General features: G+C 61.8%; 23 protein-coding genes. 12 read left to right on the forward strand and 11 right to left on the reverse strand.

Features of this window, described 5'->3' with window-relative positions:
- The first annotated feature begins 94 nt into the window (after positions 1–94).
- A complete protein-coding gene (locus tag E5K04_RS12580) occupies positions 95–379 on the forward strand; it encodes a transposase (RefSeq protein ID WP_235844369.1) in 285 nt (94 codons plus the stop codon).
- On the opposite strand, the gene E5K04_RS12585 is transcribed toward E5K04_RS12580, so the two are convergent.
- Complete coding sequence (locus E5K04_RS12585) at positions 316–1656, reverse strand: DUF2779 domain-containing protein (RefSeq protein ID WP_136554626.1); 1341 nt, start codon at positions 1654–1656, stop codon at positions 316–318. The genes E5K04_RS12580 and E5K04_RS12585 overlap by 64 nt on opposite strands.
- A gap of 55 nt (positions 1657–1711) precedes the next feature.
- Positions 1712–2926 (reverse strand): RNA-guided endonuclease InsQ/TnpB family protein, encoded by a 1215-nt coding sequence (locus tag E5K04_RS12590; protein WP_136554628.1) that lies wholly within the window; start codon positions 2924–2926, stop codon positions 1712–1714.
- 23 nt (positions 2927–2949) lie between these two features.
- Between E5K04_RS12590 and tnpA the strand changes: the two genes are divergently transcribed.
- Positions 2950–3366: an IS200/IS605 family transposase gene (gene tnpA, locus E5K04_RS12595; protein WP_136554631.1), complete on the forward strand. Its 417-nt coding sequence runs from the start codon at positions 2950–2952 to the stop codon at positions 3364–3366.
- Positions 3367–3509: 143 nt separating this feature from the next.
- On the opposite strand, the gene E5K04_RS12600 is transcribed toward tnpA, so the two are convergent.
- The gene (locus E5K04_RS12600) at positions 3510–5600 is read right to left on the reverse strand and encodes an AAA family ATPase (RefSeq protein ID WP_205700366.1); all 2091 of its coding nucleotides are present in this window, start codon (positions 5598–5600) and stop codon (positions 3510–3512) included.
- A gap of 327 nt (positions 5601–5927) precedes the next feature.
- Between E5K04_RS12600 and E5K04_RS17090 the strand changes: the two genes are divergently transcribed.
- The 3 genes from E5K04_RS17090 (at position 5928) to E5K04_RS12615 (ending at position 7617) form a co-directional block, all read left to right on the forward strand.
- The gene (locus E5K04_RS17090; RefSeq protein ID WP_407920085.1) at positions 5928–6284 is read left to right on the forward strand and encodes a helix-turn-helix domain-containing protein; all 357 of its coding nucleotides are present in this window, start codon (positions 5928–5930) and stop codon (positions 6282–6284) included.
- Between the two features lie 126 nt (positions 6285–6410).
- The gene (locus E5K04_RS12610; protein WP_136554635.1) at positions 6411–7304 is read left to right on the forward strand and encodes a hypothetical protein; all 894 of its coding nucleotides are present in this window, start codon (positions 6411–6413) and stop codon (positions 7302–7304) included.
- Positions 7305–7326: 22 nt separating this feature from the next.
- On the forward strand, positions 7327–7617 hold the full coding sequence (locus tag E5K04_RS12615) for a hypothetical protein (RefSeq protein WP_136554636.1): 291 nt from the start codon (positions 7327–7329) through the stop codon (positions 7615–7617).
- A 23-nt stretch (positions 7618–7640) separates the two neighbouring features.
- Here E5K04_RS12615 and E5K04_RS12620 read toward each other — a convergent pair whose 3' ends face one another.
- The 7 genes from E5K04_RS12620 to E5K04_RS12650 all read right to left on the reverse strand — a co-directional run bounded on the left by E5K04_RS12620 (position 7641) and on the right by E5K04_RS12650 (position 17026).
- Positions 7641–8081, reverse strand: coding sequence for a hypothetical protein (locus E5K04_RS12620; protein WP_136554637.1), 441 nt, complete (start codon positions 8079–8081; stop codon positions 7641–7643).
- An 86-nt stretch (positions 8082–8167) separates the two neighbouring features.
- The gene (locus E5K04_RS12625; protein ID WP_136554638.1) at positions 8168–11353 is read right to left on the reverse strand and encodes a UvrD-helicase domain-containing protein; all 3186 of its coding nucleotides are present in this window, start codon (positions 11351–11353) and stop codon (positions 8168–8170) included.
- A complete protein-coding gene (locus tag E5K04_RS12630; RefSeq protein ID WP_205700367.1) occupies positions 11353–14028 on the reverse strand; it encodes a PD-(D/E)XK nuclease family protein in 2676 nt (891 codons plus the stop codon). The genes E5K04_RS12625 and E5K04_RS12630 overlap by 1 nt, the downstream gene beginning before the upstream one ends.
- A 556-nt stretch (positions 14029–14584) precedes the next feature.
- Positions 14585–15880, reverse strand: a complete 1296-nt coding sequence (locus tag E5K04_RS12635; RefSeq protein WP_136554643.1) for a type II toxin-antitoxin system HipA family toxin — start codon at positions 15878–15880, stop codon at positions 14585–14587.
- Positions 15870–16172, reverse strand: coding sequence for a helix-turn-helix transcriptional regulator (locus tag E5K04_RS12640; protein ID WP_205700368.1), 303 nt, complete (start codon positions 16170–16172; stop codon positions 15870–15872). Before E5K04_RS12640 ends, E5K04_RS12635 begins: the two co-directional genes overlap by 11 nt.
- A 62-nt stretch (positions 16173–16234) precedes the next feature.
- Positions 16235–16741: a hypothetical protein gene (locus tag E5K04_RS12645; RefSeq protein ID WP_136554645.1), complete on the reverse strand. Its 507-nt coding sequence runs from the start codon at positions 16739–16741 to the stop codon at positions 16235–16237.
- A 21-nt stretch (positions 16742–16762) separates the two neighbouring features.
- Positions 16763–17026, reverse strand: coding sequence for a hypothetical protein (locus E5K04_RS12650; protein WP_136554647.1), 264 nt, complete (start codon positions 17024–17026; stop codon positions 16763–16765).
- 257 nt (positions 17027–17283) lie between these two features.
- Between E5K04_RS12650 and E5K04_RS12655 the strand changes: the two genes are divergently transcribed.
- The 5 genes from E5K04_RS12655 to E5K04_RS12675 all read left to right on the forward strand — a co-directional run bounded on the left by E5K04_RS12655 (position 17284) and on the right by E5K04_RS12675 (position 20870).
- A complete protein-coding gene (locus E5K04_RS12655; RefSeq protein WP_136554649.1) occupies positions 17284–17589 on the forward strand; it encodes a type II toxin-antitoxin system HigB family toxin in 306 nt (101 codons plus the stop codon).
- A 1-nt stretch (position 17590) separates the two neighbouring features.
- Positions 17591–17947, forward strand: coding sequence for a helix-turn-helix domain-containing protein (locus E5K04_RS12660; RefSeq protein ID WP_136554651.1), 357 nt, complete (start codon positions 17591–17593; stop codon positions 17945–17947).
- 143 nt (positions 17948–18090) lie between these two features.
- The gene (locus E5K04_RS12665; RefSeq protein WP_205700369.1) at positions 18091–18486 is read left to right on the forward strand and encodes a type I restriction enzyme endonuclease domain-containing protein; all 396 of its coding nucleotides are present in this window, start codon (positions 18091–18093) and stop codon (positions 18484–18486) included.
- A 100-nt stretch (positions 18487–18586) separates the two neighbouring features.
- Positions 18587–20143: a Fic family protein gene (locus E5K04_RS12670; protein WP_136554653.1), complete on the forward strand. Its 1557-nt coding sequence runs from the start codon at positions 18587–18589 to the stop codon at positions 20141–20143.
- Between the two features lie 106 nt (positions 20144–20249).
- Positions 20250–20870 carry an SOS response-associated peptidase gene (locus E5K04_RS12675; RefSeq protein ID WP_136554655.1) on the forward strand — a complete coding sequence of 207 codons (621 nt, stop codon included), beginning with the start codon at positions 20250–20252 and terminating at the stop codon, positions 20868–20870.
- Positions 20871–21003: 133 nt separating this feature from the next.
- On the opposite strand, the gene E5K04_RS12680 is transcribed toward E5K04_RS12675, so the two are convergent.
- Positions 21004–21321 (reverse strand): DUF5710 domain-containing protein, encoded by a 318-nt coding sequence (locus E5K04_RS12680; protein WP_136554657.1) that lies wholly within the window; start codon positions 21319–21321, stop codon positions 21004–21006.
- A 587-nt stretch (positions 21322–21908) separates the two neighbouring features.
- Here E5K04_RS12680 and E5K04_RS12685 point away from each other — a divergent pair.
- Together E5K04_RS12685 and E5K04_RS12690 are read left to right on the forward strand one after the other, a co-directional pair.
- Positions 21909–22283, forward strand: coding sequence for an ArsR/SmtB family transcription factor (locus tag E5K04_RS12685; RefSeq protein WP_136554659.1), 375 nt, complete (start codon positions 21909–21911; stop codon positions 22281–22283).
- Complete coding sequence (locus E5K04_RS12690) at positions 22280–22753, forward strand: arsenate reductase ArsC (protein ID WP_136554662.1); 474 nt, start codon at positions 22280–22282, stop codon at positions 22751–22753. The genes E5K04_RS12685 and E5K04_RS12690 overlap by 4 nt, the downstream gene beginning before the upstream one ends.
- Positions 22754–22804 lie beyond the last annotated feature (51 nt).

Genomic DNA, 22804 nt, shown 5'->3' on the forward strand with positions numbered 1-22804 from the left:
GCGCTCGTTTTCGACGACCAGACCGTAGTTTTCCTGCTGGCGCGGCTTTGTTGCACAACTCACTCACGCTGACCTTGTCGGGTAGCATCCGAGCATGAGCAAACCCGCACCGGCCTGCTACAAGACGACCAACTGGGCCAAGTATGATGCCGCGCTCAAGGCGCGCGGTTCCCTTCTGATCTGGCTGGACACCAACCTGCAATGGCAAGCCGAACCTTCCGGCAAGCCCGGCCGCTCCGCAACCTTCAGCAATGCAGCCATCCAGTTCTGCCTATTCATCAAATGCCTGGATCGTGCCGTGCGTGATCTACGGCGTTACACCAGATTTTCCTCGAGCGTCTTCCCGCTGAACACCGCCCACATCCTCACCATGGCGTAGGTGTCGAGTGCGCAGTACGCAAGCAGTTGCCGTTCGATTTCGGCTTTGCGTGCAGGGCTGCAAGTTGGCGAGAGCGCTTCCTGAAAAGCGGCCATCGCCATGCCTCCGTCTTGCACGCCGTCGAGGTCACCGTAGCGCAGGTCCGGGCAGAGGGCGGGCAGCACGGCCTTGATGCTCCAGCTACCCTGCTGGCTGGGGTGGTAGTAATGCGCGCGGGCGACCGGCAACAGGTCCACCACCCGCTCGTTTAGTGCCAGCAGTGACTCGCTCAGCCGAGCAAAGCGCCCGGCCAGTTCCGTGATGCGGGCTTTCTCGAAACCAGCGTTGTAAACGAAGATGGGGCCGCGCTCACCGCAGGCGGCCAGCAGGGCTTTGGCAAAAGCCAGGGACGGGTCGTTGCCGGAGAGGTCGAGAAACGCCTGCTGTTCCAGCTTGCCGGTGCGCGTGAGGCGGTGGACGCTGAACTGGAAGGGAATCTGCTGGTAAGGGCGGGTGCCTGGCCAGATGGGGACGGCAAACTGGATGGTCTCGAAATCCATGAAGTAGGCCGGTAACTTGTGGGCGGCCAGTGCCTGCGCCGCGCCCTGCCGATCGAAGTAGGGCTTGCCTGTCACGGTGGCCTTCTTGACGCGCAGCTGGCTGTCGTTGAGCAGCGCGTCGGGCACCTCTTTCAATTCGGTCAGCTTATGCGCGTCGATATGCGCTTGTAGGGCATTACTGCGGCGGCCGGGCAGCCAGCTGATCGGATGGGTGGCTGCAGGCAATTGGCGCTGGCAGTGAGCGAGGAAGCCGCATTCGTACGGGTCGCCACATTGTTTGCCGACGGCAACCTTGGGTGCCCGCTGGCGGGCGACGATCTGCTGTGCCCCGGCAATCCAGCCGCGGACCTCGTCTGCCCGGCTGAACGCCTCGTCGCTCAGGTCGTTTTCCAGCAACAGCCCCTGGTAGTCGCCACCGCCGGGGTAGACCCAACTGCTATCGATATGCGCCAACGCGATGGCGGTCAGCGGCACGCCGGCCGCGTGGGCGACGTAGGCCTGGATGGCCACATCGTCGCGGTGGTAGTCCTTGACCGAGGTGGACGATTTGACCTCGACCATGCGCCAGCCGCGCTTGCTGCCCCTGCCAACCGGCAACAACACGTCGGCCAGCGCCAGCGCCCCCTCGGCGCGGAATGCGGCCTCGAAGATCGGCTGCCGGCCTTGCAGCAGCGCTTGCGTGCGCTGAAAGGCAGCGTCGAAGCCTTCTGCCTGCGGATCGTTGACATCCTCCCCCACCTCTCGCTAACGCTCGCCAGCCTTGAGGCTGGGAAGTAGGGGGATTCCTACGGCGCTATACGCTGAACTGTATAGTCGCTTCGGTGGGTTCCTGGCCCGACGCCCCGACTTCAGGCGAAGTATCTGCACAAGCTAACCGGGCGTGTCCCGCCCTTAGTACGTTGATCGCGCCGACCACATCGGCGTTGTTTTCGTAGCCGCACTCGACGCACTCGAACCTGGCTTGCGTCCGACGGTTGTCCGCCGACACATGGCCGCAGCATGGACAAGTGCGGCTGGTATTGCGTGGCGGCACCGCAATGAAGTGCCCGCCATTCCACGCCAGCTTGTAGTCCAACTGGCGTCTGAACTCGAACCAGCCTTGATCCAGAATCGACTTGTTGAGGCCGGACTTGGCCCGCACGTTTCTACCCGGTGTTTCGGTGCTGCCAGCTGCCGACCTGGACATATTCCGTACCTGCAAGTCCTCGATACACACCATCGCGTGGTTTTGGCTGATCGTGGTCGTGGTCTTGTGCAGGAAGTCGCGGCGGGCATTACCGATGCGGGAATGAATCTTCTGGACGCGGATGCGAGCCTTTTTCCAGTTGCTGCTGAACTTGGTTTTGCGGCTCAGTGAGCGCTGCGCTTTTAGCAGCGCCTTCTCGTGACGACGAAAGCTGTGGAGCGGGGCAACGAAACTGCCATCGCTCAAGGTGGCGAAGCGGGCAATGCCCAGATCGATACCGACCATCCCGCCGCGCGGCACGGGAATGTCGATCTCGCGCCGCGTTTGGATGCTGACGAACCATTTGCCGCAGGACTGGCTGACAGTGACGTTGCGCAGCTCGCCCAGCGCCTCCCGGCTGTTGCGATAGCGCAGCCAGCCCAGTTTGGGCAGGAAGATGCGGCTATTGGCCTGATCGAGCTTGATCTGCTTGGGGTCGGGGTAGCGGAAGCTGTCGCTCTGACCCTTCCTCTTGAAGCGTGGGAAGTTGGCGCGTTTCTCGAAGAAATTCTTGTAGGCTTTTTCGAGGTCTTTGAGGGCATGTTGCAATGGATGGATCGGTGCAGTCTTCAACCAGGCCATCTCGGCGCTGTTGCGCCAGGCCGTCAGTTGCTTCGCCATCTCGACATAGCCGATGAACTTGCCCCCTGCCTCATGGTTGACTTGCTGCAACGCCAGCGCCTTGTTGAACACGAAGCGACACGACCCGGCGAAGCGGCGCATGTCGCGTTGCTGCTCGCCGGTAGGCATTAGTTCGTATTTGTAGGCTTGGAGACGTTGCATGGTCGGAATTATACTTTTGGCCTATGAGAAATGAGCACGATATAAGGCATGGTAGACACTGCGTTTTCCTGATGCACGTTCACTTGGTCTTTGTGACCAAGTATCGCCGTGAGGTCTTCACCAAAGAGATACTGGATGAGCTGCTGCCCATCTTTGCAGGTGTCTGCATCGACTTTGAGGCAGAACTGGTGGAGTTCGAGGGCGAGGACGACCATGTGCATTTGCTGGTGAACTACCCACCGAAAGTCGCGGTATCGGCGCTAGTGAACAGCCTGAAAGGCGTCTCCAGCCGGATGATTCGCAAGAAGCACTACCCGAGCATCCGCAAAAAGCTGTGGGGCGGTGCGCTGTGGTCTCCCAGCTACTTCGCCGGTAGCTGCGGCGGTGCGCCCATCGAAGTCATCCGCCAGTACATCGAACAGCAGCAAACCCCGCACTAACGGCAAAAGCAAGGACGGCTACGCCGTCCGCGCTATCCTTCCCCGCTCTGAAGGGCGAGGTTTGCCGCGCAACTGATCAATTTCGATTTCGAGAGCGGGCGCATGGTTATCCTCTTGTGGGCTGCGTGTGGCCGGGTCGGCGGCTATACAAAGCCGATCGCCTTCTGTGCGTTGTCCTTGAGCGAGCATTCCGCCTCGAGTGCCGTGACCAGCGCCGCTGCAGACGGCAGCGGGTGGAAGCGGTGCTGGCGCAGTACGGCGGCAAAGTCGCCCGGAGTCAGCTGCGGCAGACGAGCCACGCGGGCCAGTTCAGCCGCTTGCGGCACCGAGAAAGCCAGTTGCCGGCAATGGCGCTGCAATAGTGCTTGCGCTTGTTCCGGGCGCAGAAAATCAAACTTCACCTTGAGGTCGAAGCGGCGCAATGCCGCCTGGTCCAGGCCGTGCATCAGGTTGGTGGAGGCGACGAACACGCCGCAGAAGGCCTCCATCTGGGTGAGCATTTCGTTGACCATGCTCACCTCCCAGCTCGCATGGGCGCTGCGACGATCCTGCAGGAAGCTGTCCACCTCGTCGATCAGCAGCAGCGCCCCTTCCTGCTCGGCCTGCCGGAAAGCCCCCGCGATCTGCTGCTCGCTTTCCCCCACCCATTTCGACATCAGGTCCGACGCACGCCGAACCAGCAGGGGTACGCCCAGTTGTCCGGCCAACCAGCGCGCGTAGGCGGTCTTGCCGGTACCGGGCGGCCCATACAGGCAGAGCCGGCCGGCGTGGGTGCCGGCCAGACCGCGGGCGATGGCGGCCAGGTCCGTGTCGGCGTGGATGAAGGCCGGGTCGTAGACCTCGGGCAGACGGTTCGGATCATGCCGGCTGATCGGACGGTGTCCTTGTGCCTGCAGCGTATTGCTGATCAGGTGCTCCAGCGCCGCCGCGCTGCCCGCTTCGCCCAGCGTGTGGCGGATGGCCTGCACCACCGTGCTGGCCCGGGTCACGATGGCCGGTGCCAGGGTGTCGACATCTGCGATGCGGGCGAGGCTGGCGGCGTCGAGCAAGCCCGCGCATTGCTCCTGCAGGATGCGCTCGCGTTGCCGCCTGGGCGGCACGGGCAGCTCGAACACCATGTCGAAGCGGCGGATGAAGGCCGGGTCGAGCCCTTCGATATCGTTGGAGAGCCACAAGGTCGGCACCGGGTTATCTTCCAGTATCCGGTTGATCCAGGCCTTGCGCAGCTGGGCCGTGCTCTTGCGGCCGGAGAGCAGGTTGCCGTCGTTGAAGACATCTTCGGCTTCGTCAAACACGATCAGCGCCTTACGCTGCGCGAAAAAACTCTGCGCGGCACGAAAGGCGCGCAGCCTGCGCTCGCCGTTGACCGGGTCGCCCTCTTCATCCTCGCTGGCCACCTCGAAAAGTTCACACCCCAATTCGTCGGCCAGCGCGCGGGCCAGCTGGCTCTTGCCGGTGCCCGGCGCGCCATGCAGGTAGATGTTGACGCCGTGCCTGCCCGTCTCCAGCGCGTGTTCCAAATAGGGTTGCAGCAACTTGAGCGAGGGGGCGATGTGCCGGAAGTCGCTCAGGGCCAGATGGGCGAGGCCAGCTGCCGACACCGTGCCGCGCAGCAGGTCGATCGGGTCGGCCTCGGACGACACCATCAGGTCAGCAAAATCACTAGAGAGCAGGTCCAGCTTGCCGCGCAGGGTGCTTGCGCCGTTGCGGTCGACCGAGACCAGCCCCGACTGGGCCAGGATGCCGTGTGTGCTCAGGGCCGCACGAACCTCGGTCTCGGGGAGCCCCAGGATGGTCGACAGGACATGCTGTACTTTGGCCGACGACAGTTGGCCCAACAGGTCGGCCGCGTCATCGAGCAGCCGCTCGTTGTGCAGGGTGATGACGAATTCCAGGATGCGGCATTCGGTTTCGTCGAGCCCCACCAGTTCGGCGAGTTGCTCGACGTTTCCGCGCAGGCAGGCAGGTAGTGCGCTTTTGTCGGCCTGTTGCTCAGCTTGCTTGTGCATTCTGCGCAACTCGGTCAGTACGGCTCGCGGATCGAAGTCCTCTACATCAGCGTCGAGCCAGTGCTCAAGGCCGAGCGTTGTCGCGAGGGCATCGTCTGCCAAACCGCTGGGGGAGAGGAAAGCACGATGTCCACCCAGCGGCACCAGCATTCTCAGCAGCCAGAGCTGGATGCCCGTGTCGAGGTTGCCAGCATATGTGGTGTTGCGCAGACGACGTCTTGCCATGATGGGTTCTCCGGTGACCAGCCCTTATCATGCGCTTGGCAAGCGACAGCCTGTGTCGCGTTGGGCTTCTGAAGGCTGAACCCGTTTGGGATGCGGGATCGTTCGCTCCCTGTCGCTGGTGAAGGCATGTGCAACTTTGGCCAGGTGAGATGCCGCTGCAACGAACGGCGCTGTACTTCTTGTCATGCAGGGACGAGGGGGGCGTGAGCGTTGTGAATCAACATCGCCAAAGGTTGCATAAAGTGCGTAATAGTGAAATACAGGTTGCATATTCGTATCGCATTTGATACAGTGATTTCACTTTACCGACCCTTGTAGGTGAAACAAATGTTGCCCCATCCTCACTCTGATGAATTTCCGGCTGCATTGAGAGCTGCCCGAGAAGCCTCGGGCATGTCACGAGCAGAATTGGCCCGCAAAGCGGGGATTCACGCGGTCATGCCCCGCCGTTACGAGGAGAGGGATTGCGGCGAGTTCGCAAGGCCCAGCGAGTCGACCTACTTGGCACTTAACCGGGCACTTGGACTGATGCCAGAGGCTCAGGGCGGTGCAATGCCTTCCGGCGAGCCGGCTCCGCTCACCCTGAAAGAAGCCTCGATCGAACAAATTGTTGGCGAGCTTCATCGCCGGGGCGTTCAGGTCTCCCTGACCTTTCCGTGTCGCACGGAAAACCAGGTGCCTTGAGTGTGGCGAGGGCATCCCGTGGCGGTGATCTGCAGGATGCTTTCTGCAAGTTGTGCTGAGGCTACGTCCATCGCGAAATGCGCCGGGTTTGCGCTCGGCCGGATACGTATCAAGAGGAGTTGGCAGATGAAACAGACCGTTTTTTTGCAGCAGAGCGTTGAGTTCACGGATTGGCTGGCGCGTATCCTGACCGGCCAGCACAAACTGGATTTCCCGCACCAGGGCGGCGTCTACCACAGTTTGCAGGAGGCATTGGCAGCCTACGCCTGGCCGAACAAGCGCACCGACATTCCGACACCCGAAGGCTTGATCAGCCTGCCGGCCAATGCAGACTTTGCTGCCAACGAAGCGGTGCTGGACAAGCTGGAGAATGGGCTGCACACCGCACTCGCAGCAGGGAATCAGGATCTGTTGGCGGACTGGATGCGGGCGGTGTTCATTTGGGGCGGCGTGTATACCCGCACGGCCGGCGGCAAGGGGAATGCAGGCTGGCTGGACACCATGCGGCCGCAGCTGACGGTGTACCTGGGTAAAGCCCTGCAGGCACTTGGCGCAGCCGACGATGAGTCGATTTGCCGCCTGGACCACTTGCGCTCGAATGCGGGAACCACCAAGGTGCATTCCCTGCTGCTGCCGGACTTCGTGATCTACGACAGCCGGGTTGCCGCTGCACTCGCCTGGCTGGTTTGGCGCTGGAGCCAGGAGCAAGGCTACGCGATGCCTGAGGCGTTGCGCTTTGCCTGCATGGCCCCGAAAAGCAGGAAACTGTGCCGTACGCCGGATTCGCGTCAGATGCCATATTTCGCGGCTTCCGGCGCGGTTCGCCAGCACCACAAGCATGCCCAGTGGAACTTGCGTGCCAACTGGCTGGTGGCCGAGGTGCTCGCCAAAGCGAAAAGGCAACGCCCCGGTTTTTCCTGGCGTTCCCGCGAACTGGAAGCCGCCTTGTTTGTGATGGGGTACGACCTGACTGCGGCGCTCAAGCGGCAACCTGCTGCGCCGCTGTGTGAAGTCGCCTGAGTCGGAAGAGTGGAAGTCGCCCATGTCCAGAATTCTCGCGCAAACCATCGCCGCCGATCTGTACGAGATCGATCCGTTCTTTCTGAACGTAGGCTGCAATCCGGACGAGTACCTGCCCGAGGCGCAAGGTATCGTCGAAAGGATCGCTGAAGTCACAGACCAAGCAACAGCACGCGCGCTGATCGTTGAGGTTTTCGTCGAGTGGTTCGGCGATGATGCACTCAGCCGCGTCTCGGCTGAGCGCTACGACGAAGCTGCACGGCGCCTTTTTAACTTGCTGCACAGCATGCCACCGGTTGGCAGACAGAGCTAATCAGCCGACCAAGGGTGGGCCGCCTAACGTTCGTCTGCCCATTCCTGATCGCTCCACAGCAGGACTGGGTAGGCCTTGCCCCCCTTTGTTGCGACTGTGCGGACGAGATCCGGCAGACCTGCCGCCTTGATCTTTATGGTCAATTGGATGAGGTAGTCCGAGTCTAGAAAGCTGTCGTAACGGTCGACCCACACCTGCTCTCCTGGTTGCACGTTGCGGTAAAACAGTGGCCGGCCACCCCCGCAGGCAACTGCTTCCTCGCCGACAGTCAACACAGCTCCGCCCTCTATCTCTACATTTGTCAGCATCACGTTGCTGTGATTGGCCAGATAAATGCCATGCACAAACGGATCGTCGCTCGCTTCTTCTGCGAGAAACAGCCATGCCCGTAGTGACTTGTCGCTGCGGGTATGACGATAGTTGTCCGCGTCAGTGGCGGGCATTCTGTCGGGCAGGGGGGGCATCTGCTTCCTTTCAAGAGGACTTGGCATCAGTTCGACAGTAATCGCTTACTGTCGAACGACCTATGGGTAATGGAATGGCGAATTTGTCAGACGGTTTGAGATACTTGCTGACCGATTTGCAGCATCCGCCCGCTACTCACCGCAAAAATCCACTTCTCGGTGACTGCCCGGCCGCTGGCGCGCTCGATCGCGTCCTGATAGGCCGCCAACTGACCGCCATAGGCCGCAGCCAGCTCGGCGTCGGTCTGCTTGCGGTTGGCGGAAAGTTTGTGGTCGATCAGGATGTAGCCCTCTGCCGTGTCCAGCAGCATGTCGATCCGGCCGCCGCAGATCTGCCCGTTGGCCAGCGGTGCCGACACCGGTATTTCGGTCAGCACGCGCGCACCCGGCGCATGGCTTTCGATCCAGCTTTGGAGGGCGCCGATCTGCCGGGCCAGCGTCTCCGGTTGCACATGCTGGCGGACGTGGAAGCGTTCGAGGAGCGCCTCGATCTCGGTGAACGCAAGCATGCCGCCACCGGGCGTGAAGCTTGCCGCGAGGCAGGCGTGGATGGCGGTACCCAGTTGCGCCCAGTCCGGCTCGCCCGATACAGCGAACGGGTCGGCGATCTTTTCGTGGGCAAGGACGCAAGCCCCCTCGATACGTTCTGCGGAGGGTGCGACCCACAACGGCAACCGTACCTGTTCCGCAGCGTTTGAGAACCAGTGGAGGGTTTGCTCTGCCTGCTCGCTCGCCTGCAAGGGCTGCAATGTGGCATCGACGCGCAGGTGGCAGGTAGCAAGCTGGCCACCTTCAGGCAAGGCCAGCATGCCTTCTTGCCTTGCGCCGGCTAAGGTTTCCTGCCCCGCATCGCCAAGCCACGGCGCGGACAGGGTGTCCAGCCATGGCTCCTGCTTGGCTTTCGCCTTGCGGGCAAAAATCAACCGGTCGCGGGCACGGGTCATGCTCACATAAAGCAGGCGTTGTGCTTCGGAAACGGCGGCCTGCCGGTACTGTGCCGCGATCGGCGAAGCAGCGATCTCGTCGAACAAGGCCAGGCCGGTTTGCTGTTTGCCAAACGGCCACGGCCAGTAGCGGATGAAGCGGTTGGCAAGCGGTTCGAGTGCGTTGACGGCGCTCTCACTGACAGCACTGATGCCCCACAGCCGGTCACGCAATGCATGGTCGAGATCCGCCAGGATGACGACCGGCCACTCGAGCCCCTTGGCGCCGTGATGGGTCAGGATACGCACCGCGTTCAGCGCAGGCTCGGCCAGTGGGTCCTCTTCATTGCCAGCCTGTTCCGCCAGCCACAGCAGCAGGCCAGAGATGCTCGCCGGTTGGCGGTTGCCCTCGCACTGCTGCTCGTAACACGCTGCCATCTCAAGCAGGGCGTCCAGGTTGGCGATGCGCGTCTGGCTTCGCTGCGGGTCTGCTTGCCAGCCCAGCACTTTTTCCGGCAGCTCGCACACTGTAATGATCCGCCGCATTGCCTCGGCGGGTGTCAGCAGCGGCCGCTCGGCGCGCAAGGCGGCAATGCGGGCAAGTAGCGGGTGGGCGTCTTCCCCGGTTTCCCGCCAGGAATGGCTGTCCTGTTGCGATGCGACCGTTTGCAGGCGCTCGGGCAACCACGCCTCGATATCGCAGCTATCCGCAAGCGCGATGATTTCGGCGCTGGCCAGGGTGTCACCGGCATCGTTCAGACGGCGCAAGCCGGCGAGCGCGAGTTTGGCCTCCGCGGTGCGCAACAAGCCAGGCTGCGCAGTGGAGACCGGTACGCCCAGGGCCGTCAATTGCGCTGCCAGTTGGGTGACGGCATGGTTCGTGTAACAGAGGATGGCCACGTCCTTCGGCTCAAGCGGGCGTGTTTGCGGACCCTGGCCTTGTGCCACCGCAGGCTTCTCCTGCAGCAACTGCTGCACCGCGCCGGCGAGCGACAGGGCGATCGACTCGGCATTGCGCCCCTCAAGGAACCAGTTGCCGAAGGCAGGTTCGCCAGCCAGTTCCGGCCGCTTCGGGTTCAGCTGGATCTCGTCGGCAGCCATCATCCCGCTGAACAGTGGCGTGAAGGCTGCGTTGACCAGTTGGACCAGCGCTGGCCGGGAGCGCCAGGAGTCGGAGAGGATGGTCTTCTCGCCCCCCAATGCGTGGAGCGCTTTGAGTACACCCTCCATCAGGGCGGTGTCACTGCCGCGGAAGCCGTAGATCGCCTGCTTGATGTCGCCGACCCAGTAGGTTTGGCGGGCAAGACCGGCCAACTTGATGAAAATGGCCAACTGCAGGGGGCTGGTATCCTGGAATTCGTCGACCAGCAAGAGTTCGATCTCTTCGCGCAGGACGTCACTGACTACCGGGTTGTCCAGCAAGCCCAGCAGCAAGTGCTCCTGGTCGGTAAAATCCACCACTCCGAGCGTGCGTTTGCGCTGCTGATAGACGTCGAGTGCCGCGCCGGCCATGGCAAAGATCCGCAGCAGATAGTCGCGCAGGTCCTGATGCAGCCTTGGGTGGGCTGCGCACTCGGCGGCGATGGCCTGCACCTGCTCGACCAGCGGTGCCAGCGATTTTTCCGGGACACACTCCTTGCCAAGCCTGACCCAGGCCGCCCAAGGCAACTGGCCGTTGTGCAGGTCGCGCTCAAACGACTCGAGGGCGCTGATGGCATCGCGCGTCTTTTTGACGGTACTGCCTTCTGCGGCACGGCTCAGCTCCGGCAAGGCTTCGGCCAGCGCCCGGCGCATCGCCGCATCCATGTCCCGCTTGGCCGGTGCCGGGAAGTGGGCCAACAGGTCGTCAGCGTTGCGCTTGGCAAAGTCCTCGAAGGCCGCGGGAGAGAGGTTGTTGGCCCGCGCCTGATCGATCAGCAAGCGGATCTCGGCGGGCCAGTCTTCGATGCCGAGCCGGTGCGCCAGGCGGGAGAGCTCGGCCACTTCGTCGCCACTTTGTGCGGCATCAATCGACACGCGAATCAGCTGGCGGCTTTGCGCTTCCTCGATGACCTGCTGTTGCGGCGGCAGGCCAGCCTCGAAGGCGAAGCGCTCGAGCAGTTCGCCACACACGCTGTTGATGGTGCCGATGCGTGCCTGCCCCATGGCATTGGCCAGCGTGAACGCCTTCTCTGACAGCAAGTGCTGGCGCACCCGTTCACGCAGCTCGCTGGCGGCCTTGCGGGTGAAGGTCGTGACCAGCACACCGGCAGGATGCACAGACCCTGTCTGCAGTAACTCGCCCAGGGTATGGGTCAGGGTGTGGGTTTTGCCGCTGCCGGCTCCTGCACTAATAAACGTCAGATTCATCAGTTTGCTCCCGAACCGGTCAGCGCGCGGTAGTCGTTGTAGTCAGCCTTCAGTTCTTCCAGTTCGATCCCGTCTTCCGGCAGCGGGAAGTCCGGGTGTGGTTCGGCATCCTCCGCCGTCTCCGGCAGCACCACCTCGATCAGGCCTGCATCGAGCTGTGCGCGGCGCCAGCGCCAACTGGTCAGGAACCGTTGCCAGAGTGCGGCCGGGTTTTCCCCGGCGGCAGCGGCGGCCTGGTGCGCCAGGCTCGCCTGCGGGAAGAATTCACGGTCCGTGGCGACCAGCGCCGCATCCGAGATCAGGAAGAAGGCGAAGTCAGGCCAGTGCCCCGTGCGTTGGCGCAGCAGTTCGCCGTACATCAACAGCTGCAGGTGACGGTTGTTCTGCAGCTTCTCGCTGTACCAGCGCAGTCCGCTCCATTTCATGTCGACCACCGCCTGTCGGCCGTCGCGACGGGTCAGCAAGAGATCACTGAAGCCGCCCAGTTCACCTCCATCGAAGTGGCCGCTCAGCGCGGCCTCAGGCTCGACGCGAACCACGTCTGCACTGACCAGATGGGACTGCAATTGACGCAACCCCCGGAAAAGCTTTTCTCGCAGAGATTCCAGGTCGGCACGGCGGCCCTCCATCCGCAACACGGCACCACGCTCGTCCAGCAGTTGTTCGAATGTCTGCAGATACCAGCGCTCGAGCGTGCTGGCGTCCATCTCCAGCGCGGCGGGCGTGGTCACATAACGCTCGATCAGCGTGTGCGACAGTGTCCCGTACAGACGGGGGCCGTCCATTACGTCAAGCAGGGCACTCTTGCGCAGCTTGGCCGAATAGCGCAGTACCCACAGCGAGGGGTTGAACAGGAAGGGCTCAAGGCTGGAGTACGATTCTTTGGCCCGTTTGCCCGGGCGAATCCCTTCCGGCAACTGCAGCCAGCGCCTGGCCTTGGGCAGTGGGCGCGCAGCCACCCCGGGTAGCGCATCGTCGGTCAGGCATTGCTCCAGCTGCAATGGCGCAGGCCTGGCCTTGGCGTCGAACATCATTTCGATCATTTGCCACAGCGGATGACGCTCGACAGAGGCCGGGGGGAGCACCAGGGTGAGCGTTTGGCGGGCTGCCAGCACGGGCTTCTGCCAGTCGCGGGCTGTGGCCGCCAGCAGGACGTCAGTTTCCGGCAAGGCGACACCGGCTGACCGCAAGGTGGCCAGCTCCGTTGCGCTCCATGGCCAGCGCGCGGGTAACGCTGCCGCGCTCAACGTCGACCACATGACGTGATCGGCCGGTCGGATGACTGCTCCGGGCTTGGTCACCGTGCGGCCTGCGCCGACTTGAGCCACGGCAAGCGGATTAGCGATCTGTGCAGTCGCCTGTTCGATCAGGGTCTGCAACACCTGTGCAGAGACGCGGTCTTCGCCTTGCAACAGCAGTGCCTGCAGGCTGCGCTTGCATGACTGCGCCTGAGCCTGCGCGCTCACGAATGCGGGCTGCTCGGACGCATCTTCAGTGGTCGAGGCCCGGCCGCGGAAGTACTCGGCCAATTTATCGAGGCGTTCTACCACCGCCGCGATCGGCGCGCCGTTCGCCGGCATGAACCTCGGCTGTTCAAGCCAGAAGCGGATGCTGTCCCGCACCTTGTCCCAATCCAACTCCTTCTCATGGCACTTTGTCTTGAGCGTTTCGAGCGCTTGCTGCCAGGCAGGCCCCTGGCCGATGCCGGGCGCCTCTGCAAAATGCTCCGCCAGTTGGCGGCGTACAAGGCTGCGCAGGGGGCAGATCGGATGGGTCAGAAATTCGAGTAGCCGTTTGCAATCGAGTGGCTGCCACAGCAGGGCGAGCGCCAACGGGACGACCTGCAGGGCGGGACGCAACGCACTGCGCTCCATCAAGCCCTGACGGGGCAGGTTGCTGGCGGCCAGCGTATCGTCGAGGATGCCACCGCTTTCGGAAGCAAGCAGCAAGTCATCTTCCGTAGCCCTTTGCCATTGGGCAGCCATCCAGCGGGCGGCCAGCAGCGAAGAGCCCGCCTGTACCACCCTGAGGCTGCCATCGTCTTTCCAGCACAAGGGCGGGGGCGCATCCCCGTTGGCCTGCGCGAGCAGGGCCTGCTGTAACGCGCCCAACATCGTTGTTTCCGGGGCATGGGCCTTCGCCGCTTCGGGGTCGATCGCGTTGCACTGCGCCAGCACACGCTGCCACGCCAGCGGCCATTCGCCAAGCGGTTCGGCCAACGCCAGACGCTCAAACCAGGGCTTGCGAACCGCCAGCTTCGCTTCGATTGCCGCGAGCCGCTCCCCCATGCCGGGCGCGACAGTGCTGCAACTTTGCTGCTCGAGCTCGGCCATATCCCGCAAACGCCGGGAGTCCGCTTTTTCAAGAGCTACGGCCGCTTGACTGAACGAACCATGCAGGTGCCACTGATCCCGCCAAGCCAGCAGCGTCTGTGCAGTACCCAGTTCGTCTGCCTGGAAGCTCCGGTGATAGAAGCGATCGGCGGCGTCCATTTTTTTCAGCACATCGCGAAATTGCAGGATGCGCTCGACCTGCGGTGTTTCCACGCGCAAAAGACCGAGTTGGGTTTCCAGAAAATTCAGCATGCCCAGCGGGCCGACGGACATCCGCCCAAGCTGGGCGACCGGCAGCAGGTCCTGTTGTCCGTCAAGCGACAGACCGAGAAAGATATGCATGTGCTGGCTTTCTTCAGGTGAAGCAGTGTTATTGACCACGATCATTAGTTCGACATTATACTCACATGTCATTGCACAGCAGATGACATGGATCATGTCTGCGGGTAAGACTGGGCAACATCGAGAGCGCTAGAAGATAATACTGGCCAGTTGCGACACGGCATGTCGCGATCGCGACTGATAGTAACCAGCACAGCATGACGTTAATTTTGGAGTTCAATCTATGAATACGCCTCAAGCCTTGGCCGCACAGCAACAGTGGGACGATTTTTTGCAGCGTTGGCCAAGGCAGGCGCTGAGCAGCGCGGATTCAAAAAGTAAGTGCAACGACCTGCAAGCCCTTCAATCCCTGCGCGTCGTGTCCAACCACGTGGAAGGTCTGCTTGCCGATGTCCAGACCGAAAAGTGCGATGTTTGCCATGATGATCCTCCGCGCCGAATAGGAAACAGCCCAGCAAGCGTAGCCTGCTGGGCTGTTTGTTCAGGCTGACCATCACATTAAGCACCCACATTGCGCCCACAAAACCCGGAATCGAACCCGCGTCCGCACGATGGTTCAAACGGTGGGTTCGGCTGCTGCGTCAATGTCGGCGGAGGGGGCGGTGAGCCGCCGAATCGTCAGGGCGCAGCGTTGTTCAATCAAGGTATTGATTTGCTCAACCACGGCATTGCCAGCAAAACCGTGCCCCGGGTCAGACTGGAGCTTGCGCGACGTCGCGGGCAGTAACTTTGCCAATTCCAGAATGCGCCGTTTGGCTTGCGCCTTGGTAAAACCCACGCCTTCTGCAAACTGCTCCCAGTGCCGCGCCTGAACTTCGCTGAACTTGTACTTGCTGCCGATTTTCATCGCCATCTTCTGCGTCAGGGTTGGATACACCGCCGTCGACAGCGTGTCGTAAAACGGTGCCAGAACGGGGGCCTTGCCTGAGTACAGCAGAGAGAAATTCTTGGCGTGCGCATCATGATTGCCGATCAGCGCATTGAAGACCACGTAGTCGAGCAGTCGCAGGACTTGCGGTGCACTGGGGCGCGTCGCACTGCGCACCAGATCAAAACACTGGACCAGATCTGGTCCACCTTCATTCTGGTACTTCATTTCGGGCACCACGCCCAGTGCCTGGCAAAAGTCCTCTTGATGAAGCCGTTGCCGCTGCCCCTGGGCATCAATCAGTCGGTCGTAGCGTTCAACCAGCAGAAACGAGCGATCCAGCACAAAGTGAACTTTCGATTTCGCTGGCTTCAGCTTCATGGCCTCAGCCAGCGCCATGCAAAACCCTTCGTTGTTCACGCTATCGTCAACCGCGTGAATGGCTGGCTTCAAGATGTGCGAGCTGGGTGTTCCATTTAGGGGCAGCCCGATGCGCGTACCATCGAAAACCACTGGCAGCTTGTCTTGGGCGCCAGCCAAGGAAAGCCGCAAGCCGTCTTTGCCCGCCAGCATGGGGCGACGCGGCAATTCATCCAGGATGGCAACGACTTCGTCGTCGCTCAGCCATTGAACGTCATCGCTGCCTGTTGGCACAGGGAAAGCCTGGCCGGGCTCAAGGAAGGTCACGGCCCCGGCGCATTCGCCGCCGATGTGGTCCAGCAGCGCAAAGTCGTTTTGGCCAGACACCTGGAACTGCTGCGCAATCAGGCGGCGCATTTGCCCTTCAGGTAGAAGACCCGCAAAGAAGGGACGCGTTTTGCGATCGTCGAACGGCTCGGCTTGCAGTGGGAGTGAAGCGGACAAGGCAACGGCGTCATTGTGTGACAGCCAACCGGGTGCGTAGCAAAAGTTTAGCCGCCCATCGACCAGCGCCAACGTGCCGACACGATCTGCGAATAGCCAGACTTCCAGCTCATGCGCCATGGTTGCCACCCTCGCGTTGATCATTGCTAACAGATGATGGCAACCCGCTCAACTGGACCTCTCCACCCAATGCATCAATGACCCGCAGTACGTTTTCCAGTCTTAAGGTGGGCTTGCCTGCTTCAAGGTCGACAATGAAGCGCACACCCACCCCTGCCGCCAGCGCCAACTGGGGCTGGGTCAGCCCGAGCTGCTTGCGAGCGGCACGCAGTGCATCGCCGAGTTGTTGGGGTGATCGAATGGACGTCATCATCAGCTTGCTCAGTTTCCCGTTCGGGAAATAATCAACCATAACCGTACTATGTGCAAGCGATATTTCCCGATCGGGAATTCTGAGTGCGATTAGGCCGTGGTTTAGCTATATGTTTCCCGATCGGGAATGTCAGCGCGCATCGACTCGAGGCACTTGGCCAACTGCTCGGACCGCTGCGCCAACATGCTGCGTTCGGCGGCCAACTCACCCTCCAGCGCCTTCACCTGCGCCGCCAGCACCTCGTTGCCTTGCTCGGCCTTGGCCAGTTGCCCGGCGCGCTCTTCTAGTCGGCCGCGCTCGACGGCCAAATCCGTGCGGTACTGGGCGGCCCGCGTGCGCGAGGCGTCCGCGTCCTTGCGCGCTTCCGCGAGTGCCTTTTCCAGTGCTTCCTTCTCGCGGGTGCGGGCCTGACGCAGTTCGTGGGTCTGCTCCATCAGGTAGGCGCGCTCGCCCTGGGCGATCTCGCGCTCGCGCGCGAGCTCGGCAGCGAGCGAGGCGCCGACGGCGTGCAGCTCGCCGGTCAACTGGCTGCGCACCTGCTCGACTTCCAGCTCACGCCGCGCGTTCAATTCGCGCTCAAACGTGGTCGAATAATCCTGAAGAGTCATTGTTCGCGATTTTCTTACAGCTCATTGGCGGATGGCCTGACTGTTGTAGAGGGCGTCTTCAGATGTCCTCATCGGACAGCCCCAGGCTCTGCTGCACGTGTACATACGCATCCTTTCCAGTCCGATCGGCGGCCGGCCGCGCCCGCCACCCTTCGGGTAGAACGGCACCAGCGCCGCAAGCAGCTCGGACCACGGGCTGATTCGTTCCAGCTCTGCCAGGAAACGCTTACGCCGCGTTGTCTTGCGCTTCGCGGCGTACTCCAGATCAGCAAAACTCTTCTGCATCGACCCGACCATCCACTCCGTTCTCACTGTACTGGTTCTCGCATGGCATCGGTTCCTCGAGTCGTCGCCGGATTAAATCAGCATGTCCCAAGGCGACGGCTTGGTCAGATGAAGAGCGCGAGCGGGTTCTGGGCCTCAACCTCGCATGACGTTCACGTGCGGAGGCCTAGGGTCTTCCACAAAGGCCGTTGCCAAACGGATGTGCAAACAAATGGGTGCGCCCTTGCTGCGCTCCCAATACGGGATATAATCCATCCATGAGAATCATCGCCATCAGCCGCCTCAAGGCTTTCTGGGACAAACACCCGGACGCGGAACAGGCGCTCAGGGCATGGGCGGACGAAGCAGGAAAGGCCGTCTGGCAGCAGCCGGCCGACATCAAGGTCGGCTACCGCCATGCCAGCATCCTTAAGCACCGCCGCGTCGTGTTCAACATCAAGGGCAACGACTACCGGCTGGTGGTGTCGGTGGCCTACCAGTATCAGGCGGTGTACGTGAAGTTCATCGGCACCCACCGCGAATACGATGCCATCGACGCCGAAACCGTAGAAATGGAGCTTTAACATGGACATCAAGCCAATCCGCACCGAGCAGGACTACCAACAGGCACTGCGCGAGGTGTCCGCCTACTTCGACAGCGAACCAGTACCCGGCAGCGCCGACGGTGACCGCTTCGAGGTGCTGCTCACGCTGGTGCAGGCCTACGAGGCCAAGCACTACCCAATTGCCCCGCCCGACCCGATCGAGGCAATCAAATTCCGCATGGAGCAAGGCGGCCTCACCCTCAAGGACCTGCGCCCCTACCTTGGTAGCAGCGGCCGCGTCTCCGAAGTGATGAGCCGCAAGCGCGGCCTCAGCCTCGCCATGATCCGCCGCCTGCACAACGGCCTGCACATCCCGCTGGAAACGCTGATCCGCTGACGCCGCCTGCCCCCGTCAGCAGCGTTTGTCAAAGTAGTTGTCGCGTCATCTCATGCGGCGGCGTTGGCACTGAAACCGGCAAATCCCGCTCCGGATTCGGATAAGTAGGTTCCATGGCTGAGCCCGGTCATCAGGAGCCTACGATGTTCGACCCGACCGCCATACCTGACAATGTGGAGCGGCCGGACGCTTACGAAGAGCTGGTCCAGATGGCCAAGAAATTCCGCGAGGCGGCCGGTCGCGGCGAGGCGCTGGGCTTGAGTGACGACGAGGTGAAGTTCTACGACGCGCTGGCCAACAACGCCGCTGCCGTGCTCGAGCTGGGCGACGAGACGCTGAAGAAGATCGCCCACGAACTTACCAGCAACCTGCGCGCCAACATCAGCGTCGACTGGTCGCAGCGCGAAAGCGTGCGCGCCAGGCTGCGGCTGATGGTCAGGCGCATCCTGCGCAAGTACAGGTATCCGCCGGACGGTCAGGACGAGGCCGTGCAGACGGTGCTGCAGCAGGCCGAGGCGCTGGGAGAGGCGTGGATTTAAACATCTCTGTGCTGGCGGTATATGCCGGCAGCTAATCTGTAACTATTTTTTTGCAAATCGGCCATAATGTAATCATTTTCACAGACCGGTAAGCAAAACCGTGCCTGCCATCGGCTACCAGTGGCTCGCCAAGGCCTACAACATCGATCCGGTTCACCCCTTTGCCGTGCAGAGCACCATCGGGGGATCGCGCACGACCGTGCTTGAGCATGATCGCCGGCGCGAGGTCTATCCGGAAAGTTACCGGCCAGCCGAAACGCTGAAGGATCAGCTCACGTTTGCACTCAAGCACGAGGAGGTACACCTCGAATTTTTGAGCCGGCTGTTTCGAAGGTCTGCAGTCAAACAGGCGCTGACTGCATGGATTCAAAGTGAGCCCACTGGCACCTACGCCAGACGCGCCTGCTTTCTGTATGAATGGCTGACGGGCAATGCGCTCGATTTCCCAGGGGTGGTGCGTGGCAACTATGTCGATGCCTTGGATGACAAGCGCTACCTGACAGGAACACCGACGAACTGCGCACGATGGCGGGTGCGCGACAACCTGCCCGGCAACCGGGATTTCTGCCCCATCGTCAGACGAACGGAGGTGGTCAGGCAAGCTGAAGCCTACGACGTTGCTGCCAAGCTGGCTTCGCTGGAAGAGGACTACGGTGTTGATCTGATCATGCGAAGTACCGTTTGGCTGACCGTGAAGGAAAGCCGCGCGAGTTTTCTGATTGAGCGTGAGCAGGGGCAGGAAGACCGAATCCGACGCTTTGCCGCAGTGATGGAGCAGGCATGCGGTCAATATGACAACCCGTTCGACCCTTCGGTGCTTACCACCTTGCAGCACGACATCCTGGGGGCGTCTGCCTTGCGCTACGGCCTGCGCAAGTCACCGGTATTTGTCGGGCATGTCGCACACTACCAGCCTGTCGTCGATTACATCGCACCACACTGGGACGTAACGGTGGCCATGTTGGGAGGGTTGTCTGCCTTCCTGAACCGTACACAGGGACAGGCATCCTTGCTGCGGGCAGCGGTTGCCTCCTTTGGTTTTGTCTACGTGCATCCCATGGCAGATGGGAATGGCCGCATTTCTCGCTTCCTGATCAACGACGTACTGCGGCGGGATGGCCAGGTGCCAGCACCCATCATTTTGCCAATCTCAGCCACCATCACCCACAGCACGCGTAACCGGGCAGACTACGACCGGGTGCTGGAGCGCTTCTCGCGTCCACTGCTGCAACGCTACAGCCAACACTACCGCTTTGCCGAAAGCATTGAGGCTGAAGATGGCGTGGTCTTCAATTTTCACTTTGATGCGTATGAAGACGCGCGCCCGGCTTGGGCCTATCCGGACCTGACCGCCCATGTCGCGTATCTGGCTCAAGTGGTCGACCAGACCCTTAGTCTGGAAATGCGTGACGAAGCGCGTTTTTTGCAGGCCAACGAACGTTCACGCCATGGCATAAAGCACGTACTGGAAGCCCCGGACGCTGATCTCGACGTGATCATTCGCAGCATCAGAGAGAACAATAACCGCGTCTCCAACAAGCTGCTTAAACGCTATCCTTTACTGGAAAAAAATCCTGCTTTGGCTGAGAAAATTGCGGGCATTGTTCAGGATGCATTTTCTGCCAGCGCTCCTGCAGAGCGAACGCCAAAAAGCTAGACGCGTTGCGTTTGGGCAGTACCGCATTTCGCCGACAAGCGGGGAAACTGCCTGCAGCGCAGCTTGTGCAAAATTTGCACCATCTCATCCACGGTCGAAATAGTCCATGTGCGTCAACTTCGCCCCGCCCACCCGCAGCCAGCTCACCGGGCACTTCCACGTTGACCCGCCGCAAGGGGAGTGGCCGGCGGATGTGTGGCCGGACCAACCCGCTCCAGTGCTGATCGATACCGGGGAAGGGCCGTACGCCTTCCTCGCGTCGTTTGGTTTCGTGCCCAAGCTGCACCAGAGCGGCGGCCGTCATCTATCGACCCAAAATGCGCGGTCGGAAACGGTCGGCCGCCTGCCCACCTATCGGCAGGCCTGGGCACAGAGCCAACTGTGCTTGGTGCCGATGCAGGCGTTTGTCGAGCCGTGCTACGAGACCGGCCGGAATGTGTGGACGCGGATCGGTCTGCAAAAGGGTGAGCCCTTCGCGGTAGCTGCCCTGTGGAGAGGCTGGCGCGGTGAGAACGGGGACGTCAGTCACAGCTTCACGCTGCTGACCATTAACGCGGATGACCACCCGCTGATGCGCCGGATGCACAAGCCAGGCGACGAGAAACGATCGCTGGTGGTGCTGCCGCCGGCGTACTACGGCGACTGGCTGCGCTGTCGGGATCCAGCAACCGCGCGGGGGTTCTTGCGGCACGATCCAGCAGTGCAACTGGCAATCTTGCCAAGCTGACAGCCGAGGACAGAATGTCGAACCTCGAAATCGGTCTCCCCTACATCCTCGCAGCCGCCGTCGTGCTGCTCACCGCGGCCGCCGTCGGGGGATTCTGCTCCAGCGCTACTTGCGGCGTCAGGGCTAGTCCCGCTCAGTCCCAGGGAAGCTCGAGATCCGGCGTGCTGCGGTCATTCTTGAGCGGACGGTCGTCGATCACCACTGCCGAGGGCTTCGGTTTTGGAGAACGCTTTTTTGGACGGGGCGCTGGTGCCGCGGCGGGCGGCGCATCCGCCATGCGCTCGTACTCGCCTGCGAGCGAAGCCGGCCACCAGGCGCGGAAGGCGTGCAGGTCGACGCCATGCGGGGCGTACCATTTTTTGAGCGCCGGATCCCAGCGCGCGCCGAGCTTCTTGGCCTGGTCTTTTTCGGCAAACGGGACTTCGAGATAGAGCTGGGCACTGATCGGCATCGGTTGGTCTGGCAAGAATTCGAGAAGTCTCTAGCGTACCACCAACGCCGCACCCGCCAGCATCGCCCCCCCCAATGCAGGCCCGCATTGCGCGTCCGTGCTGCGATCGGTGCCATGGATGGCTCACGGTGCGTCTGCGCGCGAAATCGTCTAAGAATGGCCTTGCAGTGCCCTGCGCGCCGATCGGGGCGGGGGTCGCGCCAACAGATCGCCCGGCCAGGGCCAGCACGCCCCGGCAGCGATGCAAGCGGGGGACTTGAACGCTTTGTCCGCCCGCACCGCCCGGGTCAGCGCCAGCCGTGCGGAACGCATCCGACCAGGTCTGCAGGACAAGGGCGGGGGCGCCTGTACCCATCGCCGTTACCCGAAGAAGAACCATGCGAATTGACGAACTGCTGGCACAGGCGTCTGCCTGTCGCACCGACAGTGGACAGTGCGTTGTAGCGCGGGAATGAGGGTGCTCATCGGGGGGGGGCTCCTGTCCGGTCACGTCTTATTTTTAGCAAATACGCCAATGTGATTTTTAAATATTTAAGATTTCAAAATATGGCTGGCGAACAATTCAATATTCGTCGTAATATAGAAACATGGAAAACCAGACCGCTACCCAACTGTTCGAGTCACTCGCCTCCGGCATCCGGCTCGACGCCTTCCGCCTCTTGGTCAAACACGGCCACGCGGGCCTTGTCGCCGGCGAGATTGCCAGCGCGCTCGATATCGCGCCGAACAAGCTCTCCTTCCACCTGAAGGCGCTGACCCACGCGGGTCTGGTGTCGGTGACGCAGGAGGGGCGCTTCCAGCGCTACCGCGCCAACCTCGCGCTGATGCTGGACCTGATTGCCTACCTGACCGCCGAGTGTTGCAGCGGCGAGCCCGGGCAGTGTCTGGACGCACGTGCGGCTTCATCGTGTTCGGCCGCGCTGCTGCCCCCTGTTTCAACTGTTACGGAACCCAAACCATGAATGTGTTGTTCCTGTGCACCGGCAATTCGTGCCGCTCCATTCTCGGCGAAGTCACCTTCAACCATCTGGCGCCGCAAGGCTGGCGGGCGATGAGCGCCGGCAGTCAGCCGACGGGCTATGTGCACCCGCGCTCGATCGCGCTGCTGGCGCGTGAAGGGATGCAGACGGACGGTGTTTCCAGCAAGAGCTGGGACGTGTTGCCGGCGGTGCCGGACATCGTGATCACCGTATGCGCGTCCGCCGCCGGCGAGACCTGCCCGGCCTACCTGGGGCCGGTGCTGCGCACGCACTGGGGCGTGGACGACCCGGCGCATGCGACCGGTACCGACGAACAAATCGACGCGGCCTTTATGGCGGCGTACCGCACCTTGCGTGCGCGCATCGAGGCGATGCTCGCGCTGCCGCTCGAAACGCTGGATAAAGCCGCGCTCAAGAGCGAGCTCGACCGCATCGGCCGTGAAGTGTGCTGATTTTCTGCAATATTTCAATATTCATTGGATCATTGACATGACAAAGATTGA

The sequence above is a fragment of the Crenobacter intestini genome (genome assembly GCF_004919095.1).
Classification (GTDB): Bacteria; Pseudomonadota; Gammaproteobacteria; order Burkholderiales; family Chromobacteriaceae; genus Craterilacuibacter; species Craterilacuibacter intestini.